The organism is Delftia sp. WY8 (genome assembly GCF_018437695.1).
Taxonomy (GTDB): Bacteria; Pseudomonadota; Gammaproteobacteria; order Burkholderiales; family Burkholderiaceae_C; genus Comamonas; species Comamonas tsuruhatensis.
Genome location: NZ_CP049795.1, coordinates 4,436,550 through 4,450,224, shown reverse-complemented (window position 1 = coordinate 4,450,224; position 13,675 = coordinate 4,436,550). Strand labels below are relative to the sequence as shown.

General features: G+C 70.8%; 16 protein-coding genes. 5 read left to right on the top strand and 11 right to left on the bottom strand.

The features are described from left to right. Nucleotides 1-110: 110 nt before the first annotated feature. Genes G4D77_RS20480 through G4D77_RS20465 form a run of 4 tightly spaced genes read left to right on the top strand, consistent with a single transcriptional unit; the run spans nt 111 to nt 3,284 of the window. Nucleotides 111-1,187, top strand: a complete 1,077-nt coding sequence (locus G4D77_RS20480) for an acyl-CoA dehydrogenase family protein (RefSeq protein ID WP_154833431.1) — start codon at nt 111-113, stop codon at nt 1,185-1,187. Continuing rightward, nucleotides 1,175-1,933: a PIG-L deacetylase family protein gene (locus G4D77_RS20475; RefSeq protein ID WP_154833429.1), complete on the top strand. Its 759-nt coding sequence runs from the start codon at nt 1,175-1,177 to the stop codon at nt 1,931-1,933. The genes G4D77_RS20480 and G4D77_RS20475 overlap by 13 nt, the downstream gene beginning before the upstream one ends. Beyond that, a complete protein-coding gene (locus G4D77_RS20470) occupies nt 1,930-2,529 on the top strand; it encodes a methyltransferase domain-containing protein (RefSeq protein WP_154833427.1) in 600 nt (199 codons plus the stop codon). The genes G4D77_RS20475 and G4D77_RS20470 overlap by 4 nt, the downstream gene beginning before the upstream one ends. Further along, a complete protein-coding gene (locus G4D77_RS20465; RefSeq protein WP_154833425.1) occupies nt 2,526-3,284 on the top strand; it encodes a glycosyltransferase family 2 protein in 759 nt (252 codons plus the stop codon). Before G4D77_RS20470 ends, G4D77_RS20465 begins: the two co-directional genes overlap by 4 nt. Here the strand turns inward: G4D77_RS20465 and G4D77_RS20460 are convergent. The 3 genes from G4D77_RS20460 to G4D77_RS20450 all read right to left on the bottom strand — a co-directional run bounded on the left by G4D77_RS20460 (nt 3,254) and on the right by G4D77_RS20450 (nt 5,162). After that, nucleotides 3,254-3,814 carry a DinB family protein gene (locus G4D77_RS20460; RefSeq protein WP_017407113.1) on the bottom strand — a complete coding sequence of 187 codons (561 nt, stop codon included), beginning with the start codon at nt 3,812-3,814 and terminating at the stop codon, nt 3,254-3,256. The two genes, G4D77_RS20465 and G4D77_RS20460, sit on opposite strands and share 31 nt — an antisense overlap. 22 nt (nt 3,815-3,836) lie before the next feature. Beyond that, nucleotides 3,837-4,694, bottom strand: a complete 858-nt coding sequence (locus tag G4D77_RS20455; RefSeq protein WP_034363277.1) for a PhzF family phenazine biosynthesis protein — start codon at nt 4,692-4,694, stop codon at nt 3,837-3,839. Between the two features lie 63 nt (nt 4,695-4,757). After that, on the bottom strand, nt 4,758-5,162 hold the full coding sequence (locus tag G4D77_RS20450) for a VOC family protein (protein ID WP_012207674.1): 405 nt from the start codon (nt 5,160-5,162) through the stop codon (nt 4,758-4,760). A 69-nt stretch (nt 5,163-5,231) separates the two neighbouring features. Between G4D77_RS20450 and G4D77_RS20445 the strand changes: the two genes are divergently transcribed. After that, nucleotides 5,232-6,599: an aminotransferase-like domain-containing protein gene (locus G4D77_RS20445; RefSeq protein ID WP_154833423.1), complete on the top strand. Its 1,368-nt coding sequence runs from the start codon at nt 5,232-5,234 to the stop codon at nt 6,597-6,599. On the opposite strand, the gene G4D77_RS20440 is transcribed toward G4D77_RS20445, so the two are convergent. From G4D77_RS20440 to G4D77_RS20405, 8 genes are read right to left on the bottom strand one after another with little or no spacing between them, the layout of a single operon-like run. Next, on the bottom strand, nt 6,583-7,023 hold the full coding sequence (locus G4D77_RS20440; protein ID WP_016448423.1) for a nuclear transport factor 2 family protein: 441 nt from the start codon (nt 7,021-7,023) through the stop codon (nt 6,583-6,585). The two genes, G4D77_RS20445 and G4D77_RS20440, sit on opposite strands and share 17 nt — an antisense overlap. 5 nt (nt 7,024-7,028) lie before the next feature. After that, a complete protein-coding gene (locus tag G4D77_RS20435) occupies nt 7,029-7,820 on the bottom strand; it encodes an SDR family NAD(P)-dependent oxidoreductase (RefSeq protein WP_016448424.1) in 792 nt (263 codons plus the stop codon). Between the two features lie 5 nt (nt 7,821-7,825). Beyond that, nucleotides 7,826-8,386, bottom strand: coding sequence for a DUF3833 domain-containing protein (locus G4D77_RS20430; RefSeq protein WP_016448425.1), 561 nt, complete (start codon nt 8,384-8,386; stop codon nt 7,826-7,828). Beyond that, complete coding sequence (locus G4D77_RS20425; protein WP_016448426.1) at nt 8,383-9,663, bottom strand: MFS transporter; 1,281 nt, start codon at nt 9,661-9,663, stop codon at nt 8,383-8,385. Before G4D77_RS20425 ends, G4D77_RS20430 begins: the two co-directional genes overlap by 4 nt. Nucleotides 9,664-9,680: 17 nt before the next feature. Further along, entirely contained in the window at nt 9,681-10,250 is a 570-nt protein-coding gene (locus tag G4D77_RS20420; protein ID WP_016448427.1) for a chalcone isomerase family protein, read from the bottom strand. A gap of 17 nt (nt 10,251-10,267) precedes the next feature. Further along, nucleotides 10,268-11,536: an SAM-dependent methyltransferase gene (locus tag G4D77_RS20415; protein WP_154833421.1), complete on the bottom strand. Its 1,269-nt coding sequence runs from the start codon at nt 11,534-11,536 to the stop codon at nt 10,268-10,270. Further along, the gene (locus G4D77_RS20410) at nt 11,533-12,285 is read right to left on the bottom strand and encodes a DUF1365 domain-containing protein (protein ID WP_154833419.1); all 753 of its coding nucleotides are present in this window, start codon (nt 12,283-12,285) and stop codon (nt 11,533-11,535) included. The genes G4D77_RS20415 and G4D77_RS20410 overlap by 4 nt, the downstream gene beginning before the upstream one ends. After that, nucleotides 12,282-13,628 (bottom strand): NAD(P)/FAD-dependent oxidoreductase, encoded by a 1,347-nt coding sequence (locus tag G4D77_RS20405; RefSeq protein ID WP_017407120.1) that lies wholly within the window; start codon nt 13,626-13,628, stop codon nt 12,282-12,284. Before G4D77_RS20405 ends, G4D77_RS20410 begins: the two co-directional genes overlap by 4 nt. Between the last annotated feature and the right edge of the window lie 47 nt (nt 13,629-13,675).

The window sequence follows — 13,675 nt, the reverse complement described above, 5'->3', positions numbered from 1 at the left end:
GCCTTCCTGCTCCTGCGGCGCCGCGTTCATCCTCCCGGCACCATGGCATCGCCCGGCCCCACCCCCATTTCCCGGGCTGCGCACGACACACAAAAGGAAGGCAAGCGGCGATGGCCCAGCACGACAACGAGCACGCCCATGCGTGGACATGCAGCGACACGCTGGCGCAGGCCTTGCGCGGCCACACGGACCTGTCGCCAGCGGACCAGTTGGCCCTGCTGGTGGCGCAGGGCGCCGACCGCCTGCCGCTGCCGGGCCATGGCCACACGCTGCTGCGCTGGCGCGCACTGGCCGAGGTGGCCGCCCACAGCCTGAGCCTGGCCAAGCTCTATGAAGGCCATACCGATGCCCTGGCCATCCTGTCCGAACTGCAGGCCGACCTGGCCACCGAAGGACTGCGCTGGGCCGTCTGGTGCGCCGAGCCGCCGGGCGAGCGCGTGCAGGCCACGTCCACGGCCCCCCATGCTGCGGCACATGCCGGCATGGCCGTGCAGCTGTCCGGCCACAAGCCCTGGTGTTCGGGCGCGCGCGCGGTGGACCGTGCCCTGGTCAGCGGCTGGCTGGCCGACGGCCGGCGCTGCCTGATCGCCGTCACCATGGACCAGCCCGGCATCCGCAGGGACGACAGCCACTGGCAGGCCGTGGGCATGGCCGCCAGCGCCAGCGCCGATGTGCACTTCGACGGCGCCACCGGCGTGCTGGTCGGGGCCCCGGGCCAGTACCTGAGCCGCCCCGGCTTTCACCATGGCGGCGCGGGCGTTGCTGCCTGCTGGCATGGCGCGGCAGCGCGCATCTCCAGCCATCTGCAGCAGGCCGTCGGTCAAGGCGAGGACCCGCACCGCCAGGCCCACCTGGGCGCGCTGGATGTGGCCCTGGCCGGCGCGGCCGGCCTGCTGCGCGACGCTGCGGCCCGCATCGATGCCACGCCCTCGGACCCCTGCCTGCTGGCCGTGAGCCGCGCCCGCCTGGCCGTGGAAGCCGCCGCCGAAGAGGTGCTGCGGCGCGTGCCGCGCGCCATCGGACCGGGCCCGCTGTGCAAGAACAGGGGCCTGGCGCAGCTGATGGCCGACCTGCCCGTCTTCATCCGCCAAAGCCATGCCGAGCGTGACCAGGCCGCGCTGGGCCGCCTGCTGGCCGACAAGGCACAGGTCTCGCAGGCACCGGGAGGCGCGGCATGGATGCTGTGAAGCCGCGCCTCATTGAGGGCCGGGGCACGCCGGAATCGCGCTGGCAGGCCTGGTTTGCGCAGCGCCGGCCAGCGCAGGTATCCATGGACGACCTGCTGGACGGCCGGCGCCGCGCTGTCATCGTCGCGCCGCACCCCGATGACGAGATCCTGGGCTGCGCCGGCCTGCTGCGCCGCTGTGCCGAGCGGGGCATGCCCTGCCTCATCGTCTCCGTGACCGATGGCGGAGCCAGCCACCCCGACTCGACGCTGTGGCCGCCGCAGCGGCTGGTGCGCGAGCGCGTGCAGGAGAGCACCCAGGCCCTGGCCCTGCTTGCGCCGCAGGCGCAGGTGCTGCGGCTGGGCCTGCCCGACGGCCGTATCGCCGAGCATGCAGCGCAGTTGCTGCAGCGGCTGGAGCCGTTGCTGCAGCCCTCGGATGCGCTGCTGTGCACCTGGCGCGAAGACGGTCACCCGGACCACGAGGCCACGGGCCAGGCCTGCGCCACGGCAGCCCTGCACGCGGGCTGCCGGCTCTTCGAGCTGCCGATCTGGGCCTGGCACTGGGCCGAGCCCGGCGACGCGCGCGTGCCCTGGCACCGCGCCGCCGCCATTGCGCTGGCGCCGCAGGAGCTGGCGCTCAAGCGCCAGGCCCTGTCGTGCTTTCGCAGCCAGCTGCTGCCCGACCCGTCCACGGGCCGCGACGCCATCCTGCCGTCCTGGGCCACGCAGCGCCTGCTGCGTCCGTTTGAAGTGGTGTTTCTATGAACGGCGCCCGGCAGCACTTCGAGCGGATGTACCAGGCCGACCCCGACCCCTGGCAGGTCGCATCGCGCTGGTACGAGCGGCGCAAGCGCGACCTGCTGCTGGCCGCCCTGCCGCGCGAGCGCTATGCCCACGGCTTCGAGCCCGGCTGCGGCAATGGCGAGGCCACGCAGCGCCTGCTGCAGCGCTGCGACCGGCTGTGCGCCGTCGACTTCTCGGACAGGGCCGTGGATCTGTGCCGGCAGCGGATTGCGCCGCAGGACCGCGCCCGCCTGGACCTGCAGGCCCTGCCCCTGCCCTGGCAATGGCCACAGGTGCCCCAGCAAGGCTTCGATCTCATCGTGGTCTCGGAGCTTGCCTACTACTTCGACGACGCGGCCCTGGCGCATTTCAACCGCCAGTGCCTGGCCTCGCTGCAGGGCGGCGGCCACTGGCTCATGTGCCACTGGCGGCATGGGGCGCACGATCACCTGCAGAGCACCCGCGCCCTGCATGACAGCGTGTCGGCCCATGCGCAGCTGCACTTGCTGCTGAGCCACAGCGAACCGGATTTCCAGCTGGACATCTGGCAGAAAACCCCTGAAAGGACGGACAGATGATCGGCGTGTGCATCCCAGCCCATGACGAGGAAGACCTCATAGGCCGCTGCCTGGACAGCGTGTTTTGCGCGGCCGCCCATGCCGACCTGCAAGGCGAGACCGTGGCCGTCGTGGTGGTGCTGGACAGCTGCCAGGACGCCACCGAATCGGCCGTGCGCCGCTGGCCCGCCATCCCGTTGTCCATTGCCGCGCGCAACGTGGGCAAGGCGCGGGCCCTGGGGTCGGAGTACCTGCTGCTGCTGGGCGCCCGCTGGCTGGCCTTCACGGACGCCGACACCACCGTCTCGCCGAGCTGGCTGGCCGACCAGCTGGCGCTTCAGTCCGACGTGGTCTGCGGCACGGTGCAGGTGGCCGACTGGTCGGCCCACGGCGTCCAGGCGGACACGGCGCGGCGGCACTTCGAGACCACCTACACGGACCGCGACGGCCACCGCCACGTGCATGGTGCCAACCTGGGCATCTCAGCCTGGCACTACCGCCAGGCCGGCGGGTTCGACGCACGCACCTGCGGCGAGGACCAGGACCTGGTGGACCGCCTGGCGGCCGGCGGCGCCCGCATCGCCTGGTCGGCCCGGCCCCGGGTGATGACCAGCGGCCGCGCCTACTCGCGCGTGGCCGACGGCTTTGCCGGTGCGCTGCGCCAGGGATGGGCCCTGCCCGGCGACGCGCCGCCTGAGCTGCCCGTGCTCCAGGGCGCCCTGGCGCAGCAGGCCCTGGCCCTGCCTCAACCGCAGGCCGGCTCGTCCACGCGGTAGCAGTCCCTGAGGAACACCGGCAGGTCGTTGGCCGGCGGCACGAAGGGCACCTGGTACATCATGTCGCTGACAAAGCCACGGTGGTAGCTGCCGTGGTTCACCACGTGCAGCACGATCTGCTCGCGCGTCATGGCACCCTGCCCGCCGCCCACGAACTCGAAGTGCACGACCTTCGCCAGTTCCTCGTCCGGGCATGCGTCGACGAACTCCACATACCAGCGGTCCATTGCCTGCACGGATTCCCACAGCGCCTGCAGCGTGGGCGTGTGGTCGGTGTTGCGCATGGTGTAGCCATGTTTGCGGCCCTGCAGGTGGTGCCTGAAGATGTCCTCCACCACAAGGACGTGGTTCAGCGTGCGCACCATGTTGCCGAAGCTCGTGGGGCGCTGCTTCAAGGCCTCGCCTTCGGGCAGCTCCATCACGCTCTTGAAGGTCAGGCCGTTGGCCCAGGCCTTGTAGCGCACCAGCATTTTCAGGTTGGCCCTGGCCGATGAGACGGGAGCGCGCAGGCTCTCCTGGATCGCTGTCATTCGTGGGTTCCTTCGGTGTGGATCAAAGGCCGCTCAGTGCGCCTTCGACATGGGTGCGCGCCGTGCCGCCCACCCAGACCTGGCCCGTGCCGTCACGGGTCAGGAAGATGCGGCCGTCACGGCCCAGGCAGCGGCCCTGGGCGGCAACGTAGTCGCTGTCCATCACCCCCGTCGCAAACAGCCACTGCGCCAGCGAGGCGTTGAGGCTGCCGGTGACGGGGTCTTCGACGATGGCGCCCTGGTGATCGGAGAAGAAGGCGCGCACCTCGCAGGCGGCAGGGCTGGCACCGCCGACACCCCTGGCATAGGGCCCCACCACGCCCACGTCCATGCGCGTGGGCCACTGCCGGGCCGGGTTCAGCGCCAGCACCTGCTCGGCCGAGGCCAGGCGGATGCCCAGCCAGCCGGGGCCGTTGTCTATCCACGAGGCGGCCTGCACCTCTTCGGCGGTGATGCCCAGCATGCGCAGCGCGGCATCCAGCTCGTCGGCGGTGGGCGCGCCAAAGCGCAGCATGGGCGGCGCGGCGAATGCCAGCCGCCCATGCTCCTGCCGTATCTGCACCAGGCCCGCCCCGCACTCCTGGACGATGTGGCCTGCGTTCCTGGGCGCACCGCGCTGGGACAGCCAGGCATGGCAGCTGCCCAGCGTGGGATGGCCGGCAAAAGGCATCTCCCGGTCCAGCGTGAAAATCCTCACGCGGTAGTCGGCCTGCGCCTGCGTGGGCGGAAGCAGGAACGCGGTTTCGGAGAGGTTGAACCAGCGTGTCAGCTGCTGCATCTGTGCGGTGGTCAGCGCCTGCCCACCGGTGATCACGGCCAGCGGATTGCCGGACAGCGGGCCGCTGGCGAAAACGTCGACCATATGAACGGCAATGCTCATGAAGACAGTCCTTGTTGCATGGGAAGGAAAAGAAGGGGAAACGGACGGCGGTCCCGATCTGCGCTACGGCCGCACATCGGCGCGATGCACCACATGGACCTTGTTGCCGTCGGGATCGCGCAGGTAGGCACCGTAGTAGCCATCGCCGTAATGAGGTCGCGGGCCGGGCGGGCCTTCGTCGCTGCCGCCACGCGCCAGGCCGGCGGCATGGGCCGCGTCCACCGCGTCGGGCGACGGGGCCACAAAGGCCACCATGGCGCCATTGCCCGCCGTGGCCGGCTCGCCGTTGAAGGGGCTGTAGACATAAAAGCGCGGCAAGGCCGCCGGCGGCGCCACCCAGCACAGCGCGGCCGGCCCGCCATCGGGCTGGACGGCGCGGCGCTGCAGTCCCAGCGGGAAAAGCACCGCGTCATAGAAGCGGCCGGCCCGCTCGAGATCACGGGCGCCGACGGTGATGTGGCTGAACATGGAGTGAACGTTACACTATCGACAAATGAAATAGTGTCACGGCACACTCATTTTTTCCTTGCCCCGACCATGCTCCTGCCCTCCCCCTGGACGCCCCGTCTTGCGCGCATTGAAGCCAGTGCCGCCGAGCGGCTGGCGCGCGCCCTGGCCGACGACATCGTCGAAGGCCGGCTGGCCGGCGGCGACCGCCTCCCCGCCCACAGGGACCTGGCCGACAGGCTGCAGATCGGCCTGGGCTCGGTGACCAGGGCCTATGCGCTGCTGGAGCGCCGGGGGCTGACACGCAGCGTCAGGGGCCGGGGCACCTTCGTGGCGTCACAGCAGGCGCAGGCTGGCGAGGACATCGACCTGTCTTCCAACGCGCCGCCGGCCGCCATCAGTGCGCGCGTCCTGGCTCGTACGCTGACCGGGATTGCGCGCAGCATCGATACCGATCATTTCAACTTCTATGCCCCGCCCCAGGGCCACCTGGAGCATCGCCGCGTGCTCGCGCGCTGGCTGCAGACGCTGGGCCTGAACGTGGAACCCGACCACATGGTGCTGACCAGCAGCGCGCGCCAGGCGCTGTCCCTGGCCCTGGACCTGGTCTGCCAGCCCCGGGGCCGGCTGCTGACCGAGCGCATCACCTACCCCGGTGCCATTGCCCTGGCCCGGCGCAAGGGCTGCGCCCTGCAGGGCCTGGCCATGGACGCGCAGGGCCTGCTGCCGCAGGCGCTGGCCGAGGCGCTGGACGGCATTCCCGCCGCCGAAGGCAAGGTGCTCTACCTCACCCCCACGCTGCACAACCCGACCACGGCCACCATGGGCGCGGAGCGCAGGCGGGCGATCGTGGATATCTGCCGGAACGCAGGCGCCTGGATCATCGAAGACGGCGTGTACGCCGCCTGCTTGCCCGATCACGCGCGCCTTGCGCACCTGGCGACCCTGGCGCCCGAGATCACCCTGCATGTGAACGGGCTGTCCAAGTCGCTGGGCCCGGGGCTGCAGGTGGGCACGCTGGTGCTGCCGCCAGCGCTGTGCGGCGCCGCGCTGGCGACGCTGCAGGAGCTGTCCATGGCGCCTTCGGCCCTGTCATGCGCCGTGGTCGATGAATGGCTGTCCCAGGGCGTGGTCGCCTCCCTGCAGGCCGACCTGCGCCATGAGGCACAGCGGCGCGTGCGGCTGGCCGCATCGCACCTTGCCCCACACCTGGGCGACAGCCGCCTGGTGCTGCACCCCGAGGCCTACAACGCCTGGCTGCCCATGGAGCGCGAGGCCGCCGACCGCCTGGTGTCGGCCGCAGCGGCGCTGGGCGTGACGCTGACCGATCCGGGCTCGCTGATGGTGGAGCCGCACGACCATGCCAGCGGGCTGCGCATCTGCCTGGGCGCCCCAGGCCTGGACGACCTGGACGGCGCCCTGGCGCAATTGGCCAGGCTGCTTACTGCGGAGCCCTGAGCTTGTTCTGCAGCGCCCTGGCCACGGCGCCCAGCACGGGCACCTTGGCGAAGATTTCCTCCACCGGGTCCCAGAAGTCGCGGTGCACTGCCACCAGTCCCTGCGCATCGAACTCCAGGTAGCTGGTGCCGCAGATGTGCATGGGCTGGCCCGATGCCCTGACAAAGCCCAGCTCCCACAGCAAAAAGCCGCTGTCCCCCTGCACCGCGCCCTGGCTGACGGCGAAGCGGGGCCGGTCCAGTTGCTCGAACATGTGGGCGAACACGCGCTGTATCGCTGCGTGGCCGCGCACATCGTTGAACGGGTCCTTGAACCGGGCCTGTTCCGCATAGAGGGCCAGCAGCGCCGGCAGGTTGTCGCGGCGCAGCGCCTCATAGGCCTGGGCCAGCCGGTCCAGTCGGGGATCGCCGAGGGCAGTGCTCATCGGTTTCAGGCTCCTGTGATGCGGCGAACCGCCGAGAAATACCAGGCATCGGGCAGGCAGCGCAGCAGCCGCACCCAGCGTGTGAAGCGGCGCGGAAAATTCATCTCGAAGCGCCCCTGTGCCCAGCCCTGCAGCATGTGCCGGGCGGCCTCGTCGGCACCGATCAGGGCCGGCATGCTGAAGCTGTTTTGCGCCGTCAGCGGCGTATCGACAAAGCCGGGGTTGATGATGGACACGCCCAGGCCCGGGCCGTGCAGGTCCAGGTAGAGGTTTTCTGCCAGGTTGTTGAGCGCCGCCTTGGTAGGACCGTAGGCCAGGGACATGGGCAGCCCGCGATAGCCTGCCACCGAGCCGACCAGGGCCAGATGCCCCTGGCCGGCCTCCAGCAGCATGGGCAGCACCGCATCGAGCAGGTGCAGCGCGCCGCCATAGTTCACGGCCAGGTGGCGCTGCATCTCGGCCAGGTCGAACTCGGTGGCGCGCTGGGGCCGGTAGTGGCCGGCACAGTACACCACCAGGTCGGGCGCCCTGCCCACATGGGCCCGCACGGCACGGGCTGCCTGTGCCACGGCCTGGGCATCGGTCACGTCCAGCGGCAGGGCCAGGCAGCCTTCGCGGCCGCGCACGAAATCCTGCAGCGCACCGCCATGCCGCGCAGAGACAATCACGCGCGCGCCCTGGCCGTGCAGCGCTTCGGCCGTGGCGCGCCCTATGCCCGAGGAGGCGCCCAGAAGCCATGCCGAGCGGCCCTTCCAGTCGCGCAGCGGCGGGTTCAGCCGGCGGGATAACAGTGGCATGGCCATCACTCCTTGATGATGGCCAGCGTCACGTCGCCCAGGTGCAGGCCGAGCTTGCTCATGGCCGTGCGGTTGAGCAGGGTGCGCCCGTCCATCAGGTACATCCAGTCGTCCATGCTGACGTTCCAGACCCTTCCGTCCACGGGCAGGGCCAGCACATAGCTCCAGCGGATGGCATTGCCCGCGCTCTGGCCCTGGGCCTCGCCCACCACGTCGTCGGCCCGGCCGCTGTAGCGGCCCTCGCCCAGGTGGCGGATATGCCAGATGCGCTGCTGCGTGCTGCCGTCGCTGTAGACGAAGTGCTCATCGAGCGTGCCCTCGTCGCCATTCCAGCGGCCCGTCATGCGCACGGTGAATCGCTTGACCACCTTGCCCGAGCGGTCCGTGAACATGCCGTGGGCCGTCAGCGGCCCGTTGAAGTACTGGCGCAGGTCCAGCGTCGGCTGCTCCTTGGCGTAGTCCTGCACGGAAGGACCGGCGCAGCCCGCCAGAGACAGCGCCAATGCCGCCCCCAGGCAGGCGCGCCGCAGTGGTGAAAACGAAGCGCAGTGGGTGATGTGGCTCATGTGTGCCTCCAGGAAGAATGCAGTCGCTCGGCGCGCCAGAGCAGCCCGGCCGCCGCCAGTTTGAGCAGGCAGGGCAGCCCGCCATAGGCCCAGGCCAGGGCCTGCAGGCCGGCCGGATCGGTGCTGCCGCTGCGGTAGCCCGCAACGGACAGCAGGGGCAGGGCCAGCCCTGCGGCCAGGGCCAGGTTGAGCTTGGTGGCGCAGGTCCACCACCCCAGGTAGCGGCCCTCGCCCTGGCCGCCCTGGCCGGACTCGTGGATCACGCCCGTGAGCAGTGCGCCCGGCAGGGCCAGATCCGCGCCCAGGGCCAGCCCGCTGGCCAGGCAGATCACGGCGAAGGCCAGGCCGTCACCCGTGCCCAGCCAGGGCGTGAAGCCGAAGGCCAGCACGCTGGCCAGCATGCCCGCGCGCCAGCTGGGCGCCAGGCCCCAGCGCGAGACGGCCTTCACCCACAGCGGCAGGCCCAGGGCCGCCGCGCCAAAAAAGCACAGCAGCAGCAGAGGCTGCATCCCGGGCACCTGCAATCTATCGGCCACGAAGAAGGGCAGCAAGGTGGCCGGAATGGCCGCGGCCACGCCGTTGACCATGAAGACGGCCAGCAGCCGGCGAAAGCCGGCATCCGCCCATGGTGAGATCCGAGAGGTGTCCGCCGTGGCCTGCTGCGGCAGCGTCACCGGCGCCTTGAGCCGGTACAGCCCCACCAGCCCCAGCGCCAGGCCCAGCGCCAGCACGGCGCTGGTGGCGTCCAAGCCCAGCCAGGCCGGCAACACGCTGGCCAGCAGCACACCGCCCAGCGTAGCGCCCTCGCGCCAGGCCGTGACGCGGGCCCGCCAGGCGGGCTGCCCGCCCCAGCGCGTGCCCCAGGCCTGGTGGACGATGGTGACGAAGCTGTAGGCCAGCGTGCACACCAGCAGGCTGCAGGCCAGCCAGCCCAGCATGGCGGCCTGGGCACCGCGCGGCGGATGCCACAGCGCCCAGAAGCCCAGGACCATCAGCAGGCTGGCCAGTGCAGCCGCCCACCACGCTGGCCGCATGCCCCGGCGCAGCAGCCGGTCGGCCTGGCGGCCGATGGCGGGGTCCACCAGGGCATCGAAGGCACGCGTGGCCAGCAGCACCGCGCCCAGCCCCGCCAGCGGCGCACCGGCCACGCTGGCGTAGTGGTAGGGCAGGTTCACATACAGCGGCAGGGACACGAACGCCAGCGGCGCGGCCAGGCCGCCATAGGCCAGCCCTGTGCGCCAGGGCAGCAAGGGGGCGGCGGCAGGGTGCGAGGCCATGGCGTGGTCCCGGGCGCTCAGGATTGGCCCAGCAGCGAGCTGCGCATGGCAGGTGCCGAGGTCTGGGGCGCGAGCCAGATGCCGAAGAACAGGCGCGCATAGTCGGCATCACGCAGCTGTGCAGTCTGGCGGCCGTTGTGGAAGAAGCGCACCTCGCCCTGGCCGTCGTTCAGGCCCAGCAGCCGGTCCTGGGCCGCCACATCGGGAAATGCCTGCTTCATCAGCGCCAGCCATTGGCGGGACTGCTCCTCGGTGAAGCCGTCGACCCTGCGCATTTCGGCGATGGAGCGCTCGGCGATGGCCGCGCCTTCGAGCTTGCGGTCATAGACCAGCTCCAGCGCGAACGGGTGGCGGGCGTAGTCTTCGGGCACAAAGCCCGGTGCGGCCCACAGCCGTGCCTCGTACACGCGCAGGCCGAAAAAGCGCAGCACGCCCGTGCCCACCAGGCGCGCGGCCGGCAGGGCGCTGCGCAGTTCGGCCGGAAGGTCGGCAGTCGGAGTCTTGGCGTGGAGTTCGTTGGGCATGGCGATCAGTGAAGGGACAAGGGCGCAGGCGGCGCCCCAGGCCAGCGCCTGGCGGCGCGGCATGTGACGTGGTGGCGATTTCATGGCAGGGGCCTGCGCAGCGTGAACTGGACGACATCGGTGTTGCCGGTGTCGAAGGCCGCCTCGCAGTAGGCGAGGTAGAAGGTCCAGATGCGCACGAAGCGTTCGTCAAAGCCCTGGGCCCGCACGGCGTCGAGGTGGTGATCGAAGGCCTGGCGCCAGCGCCGCAGCGTCTCCGCATAGTCGCGGCCGAAGGCCATGCGGCGCTCCACCACCAGGCCGGCGCGCCGTGCCTCCTGCTCGAAGGCAGGAATGCTGGGCAGCAGCCCGCCCGGGAAGATGTACTGCTGGATGAAGTCGGTGGAGCGCAGATAGCGCGCGAACAGGTCCTCGCGCAGCGTGATGGTCTGTATGCAGGCCAGGCCCCCGGGCTTGAGGCAGTCGCGCAGCGTCTGGAAGTAGCCGCGCCAGTATTCGCGGCCCACGGCCTCGAACATCTCGATGGAGACGATGGCATCGAAGGGCTCGCCCGCATGCCGTGCCGGCAGGTCGCGGTAGTCCTGGTAGCGCAGCTCCACGGCATCGGCCAGGCCGGCCTGCCGCATGCGCTGCTGTCCCCAGGCCAGTTGCTCGCGCGACAGCGTCACGCCCGTGACCCGGGCGCCGAACTCCTGCGCCGCCGCCTCGGCCAGCCCGCCCCAGCCGCAGCCGATCTCCAGCAGGCGCTGGCCGGGCTGCAGCCGCACCTCGTCCAGCGTGCGCCTGAGCTTGGCCTGCTGGGCGTCCTGCAGGTCGGCGTGGCGCAGCGATTCACCCGTGCGCCCCTGGAACCAGGCGGCGCTGTAGCTCATGCCGGGGTCCAGCCACAGGCGGTAGAAATCGTTGCCCAGGTCGTAGTGGGCATGGATGTTCCTGGCGCTGCCGGCCCGCGTATTGCGCTGCAGCAGGTGGCGCAGGCGGTAGCCCAGCCGGCCCCACCAGCTGCCGTACACCAGGCTTTGCACATGGTCGCGGTTGGCCATGCACAGGCGCAGCAGGGCGGCCAGGTCGGGGCTGTCCCACTCGCCGGCGATATAGCCTTCGGCCAGCCCGATGTCGCCCGATTTGAGCGTGCGCTCCAGCGCCTGCCAGTCGTGCAGCACGCAATGCGCATCGGCAGCCCCCGACGGCGGGCGGGGCAGGTGCAGCAGGCGGCCATCGGGCTGCTCCAGGTCCAGCTGCCCGTGGGGCAGGCGTTCGAGCAGGTTCAGCACCCGGCGCGCCCGTGCAGGCGTGCGGCGCGGCGCTGCCGCGGAGGGGCTCAGCAGGGGGGCGGCGGTAGTGTTCATCTTGTGACGAAGCGCTTGGGCTCGGAGGGTTTGCCATGGAAAGGCACGCGCTTGGCCCAAAGGCGCAGCGCATGCCAGTGGATGCGGGCGACCACGCCCAGCGTCATCAAAGGGGTGCCGAAGAAGGCGCGGCGCACGGCGGCGGCATCCAGCGCCTGCAGCACGCCGCCCACGCTGGTCTGCAGCAGCGGGCCGTCCTCGTCATGCAGGTCCACGCGTGCCAGGGTGCGGTCTTCGCTGCGTTCGAAGCGGAAGCGGTACTCGCCGCGCACCTCGCAGAACGGCGAGACGTGGAATTGCTTGCGCGCCACCTGCTCCCTGCCCCAGGCCAGGTCCGGCCCCGCCAGCAGATAGGCATGGCGCTCGCCAAAGGTGTTGTTGACCTCGGCCAGCACGGCGGCCAGCGACCCGTCGGCGCGGTGCGCATACCAAAAGCTCACGGGCTTGAACACGTAGCCCAGCACGCGCGGAAAGGTGTGCAGCCAGACTTCGCCATCGGCGTCGGCTATGCCTTCGCTGTGCAGCAGCTGCTCGAACCAGGCCAGTGCGTCGCAGCCGCCCTCGCCGTGGTCGCCGTCATGGAAGCTCAGCCAGCCACGGCGGTTGCGCCTGAGCGCGGCGTCCGGCTGCGTGCGCAGGCTGCGCATGGGCAGCATGAGGAAATAGCCCGGGTAGCGGAAGGCATGCTCCACCGGCCGCAGGCGGCGGTGCCAGACATGGCCGAAGCCGATGAGCGGCCGGGCCGTCATGCAACCCCCTCGAAGGCCGCGCTGGCGGGCAGGACGGGCAAGGTCGGCAGGGCATGCAGCAGGCCGTCGGCCGCGACCAGGCCCGAGCGCAGGCCGTCCTCGTGGAAGCCGTAGCCGCACCATGCGCCGCAGAACCAGGTCCTGCGCTGGCCTTGCAGGGCATCCACCCGGCCCTGGGCCTCGATGGCGGCCAGGTCGAACACCGGGTGGCTGTACTCGATGCGCGCGTGGACCTGGCTGTCATCGATGGGGCGCACCGGGTTCAGCGACACCATCACGGGCTGCTGCCACGGCAGGGGCTGCAGGCGGTTGAGCAGGTAGTGCAGGCAGACGCCGGCCCGGTCTTTTCCGGGATCGGCGGCGCGTTCGTAGTTCCAGGCGGCCCAGGCCGCCGGGCGGCGCGGCAGCACGCCGGCATCGGTGTGCAGCACGGCCTGGTTGGGCTGGTAGCGGATGGCGCCCAGCACGCTGCGCTCGAGCGGCGTGGCATCGGAGCCCAGCAGGCGCAGGGCCTGGTCGCTGTGGCAGGCCAGCACCACGGCGTCGAACCGCTCCGTGCCGTGCGCCATCTGCAGCAGCACGCCGTGCGCGGCGCGGCGTAGGCCCAGCACGGGCGCGTTCAGCCGGACCTCGTGGCGGCCGTCCTTTTGCAGCGCGGCCACCATGCGCCGCACATACTGGCGCGAACCACCGCGCACGGTGCGCCACTGCGGCCGGTCCGTGACCTGGATCAGGCCGTGGTTGTGGCAAAAGCGGATCAGCGTGGCCACGGGAAAGCGCAGCATCTGGTCGGTGGGGCAGGACCAGATGCAGCCCATCATGGGCAGCAGATAGTCCTGGCGAAAGGCCGGCCCGAAGCCGTGGTCGTCCAGGAAATCTTCGATGCAGCTGCGCAGCCGCGCTTCATCGCCTTCCTCGGCGATGCGCGTGGTCAGGCGGTTGAAGCGCAGGATCTCGGCCAGCATCTTCAGGAAACGGGGCCGCAGCAGATTGCTGCGCTGGGCGAACACACCGCCCAGCGAACTGCCGCTCCACTCCAGGCCCGCCCGGCCGCCGGCCTGCGGCACCTGCACGGAAAACGACATCTCGGCCTCCGCCGTGGGCACCTGCAGCTCTTCGAACAAACGGGTCAGCAGCGGATAGGTGCGGTGGTTGAACACCAGAAAGCCCGTGTCCACCCCCTGGCTCACGCCGCCCAGCGCCAGATCGACCGTGTTGGCATGGCCGCCGAAATGGCTGCCTGCCTCCAGCAGGGTCACGCCATGCCCGCCCGGCGCGCCGGCCAGCCGCCGTGCTGCGGCCAGCCCCGCAATCCCCGACCCGATGACTGCAATGCGATGCATGGGAGCGTCCTTCCTGGTTGAATCGATCAGTCAGACCATGAAGATCA

Excerpts from the sequence above, each read along its gene's own strand:
- G4D77_RS20480 (WP_154833431.1), top strand. The coding sequence starts at position 111 with ATGGCCCAGCACGACAACGAGCACGCCCATGCGTGGACATGCAGCGAC.
- G4D77_RS20475 (WP_154833429.1), top strand. The coding sequence starts at position 1,175 with ATGGATGCTGTGAAGCCGCGCCTCATTGAGGGCCGGGGCACGCCGGAA.
- G4D77_RS20470 (WP_154833427.1), top strand. The coding sequence starts at position 1,930 with ATGAACGGCGCCCGGCAGCACTTCGAGCGGATGTACCAGGCCGACCCC.
- G4D77_RS20465 (WP_154833425.1), top strand. The coding sequence starts at position 2,526 with ATGATCGGCGTGTGCATCCCAGCCCATGACGAGGAAGACCTCATAGGC.
- G4D77_RS20460 (WP_017407113.1), bottom strand. The coding sequence starts at position 3,814 with ATGACAGCGATCCAGGAGAGCCTGCGCGCTCCCGTCTCATCGGCCAGG.
- G4D77_RS20455 (WP_034363277.1), bottom strand. The coding sequence starts at position 4,694 with ATGAGCATTGCCGTTCATATGGTCGACGTTTTCGCCAGCGGCCCGCTG.
- G4D77_RS20450 (WP_012207674.1), bottom strand. The coding sequence starts at position 5,162 with ATGTTCAGCCACATCACCGTCGGCGCCCGTGATCTCGAGCGGGCCGGC.
- G4D77_RS20445 (WP_154833423.1), top strand. The coding sequence starts at position 5,232 with ATGCTCCTGCCCTCCCCCTGGACGCCCCGTCTTGCGCGCATTGAAGCC.
- G4D77_RS20440 (WP_016448423.1), bottom strand. The coding sequence starts at position 7,023 with ATGAGCACTGCCCTCGGCGATCCCCGACTGGACCGGCTGGCCCAGGCC.
- G4D77_RS20435 (WP_016448424.1), bottom strand. The coding sequence starts at position 7,820 with ATGCCACTGTTATCCCGCCGGCTGAACCCGCCGCTGCGCGACTGGAAG.
- G4D77_RS20430 (WP_016448425.1), bottom strand. The coding sequence starts at position 8,386 with ATGAGCCACATCACCCACTGCGCTTCGTTTTCACCACTGCGGCGCGCC.
- G4D77_RS20425 (WP_016448426.1), bottom strand. The coding sequence starts at position 9,663 with ATGGCCTCGCACCCTGCCGCCGCCCCCTTGCTGCCCTGGCGCACAGGG.
- G4D77_RS20420 (WP_016448427.1), bottom strand. The coding sequence starts at position 10,250 with ATGCCGCGCCGCCAGGCGCTGGCCTGGGGCGCCGCCTGCGCCCTTGTC.
- G4D77_RS20415 (WP_154833421.1), bottom strand. The coding sequence starts at position 11,536 with ATGAACACTACCGCCGCCCCCCTGCTGAGCCCCTCCGCGGCAGCGCCG.
- G4D77_RS20410 (WP_154833419.1), bottom strand. The coding sequence starts at position 12,285 with ATGACGGCCCGGCCGCTCATCGGCTTCGGCCATGTCTGGCACCGCCGC.
- G4D77_RS20405 (WP_017407120.1), bottom strand. The coding sequence starts at position 13,628 with ATGCATCGCATTGCAGTCATCGGGTCGGGGATTGCGGGGCTGGCCGCA.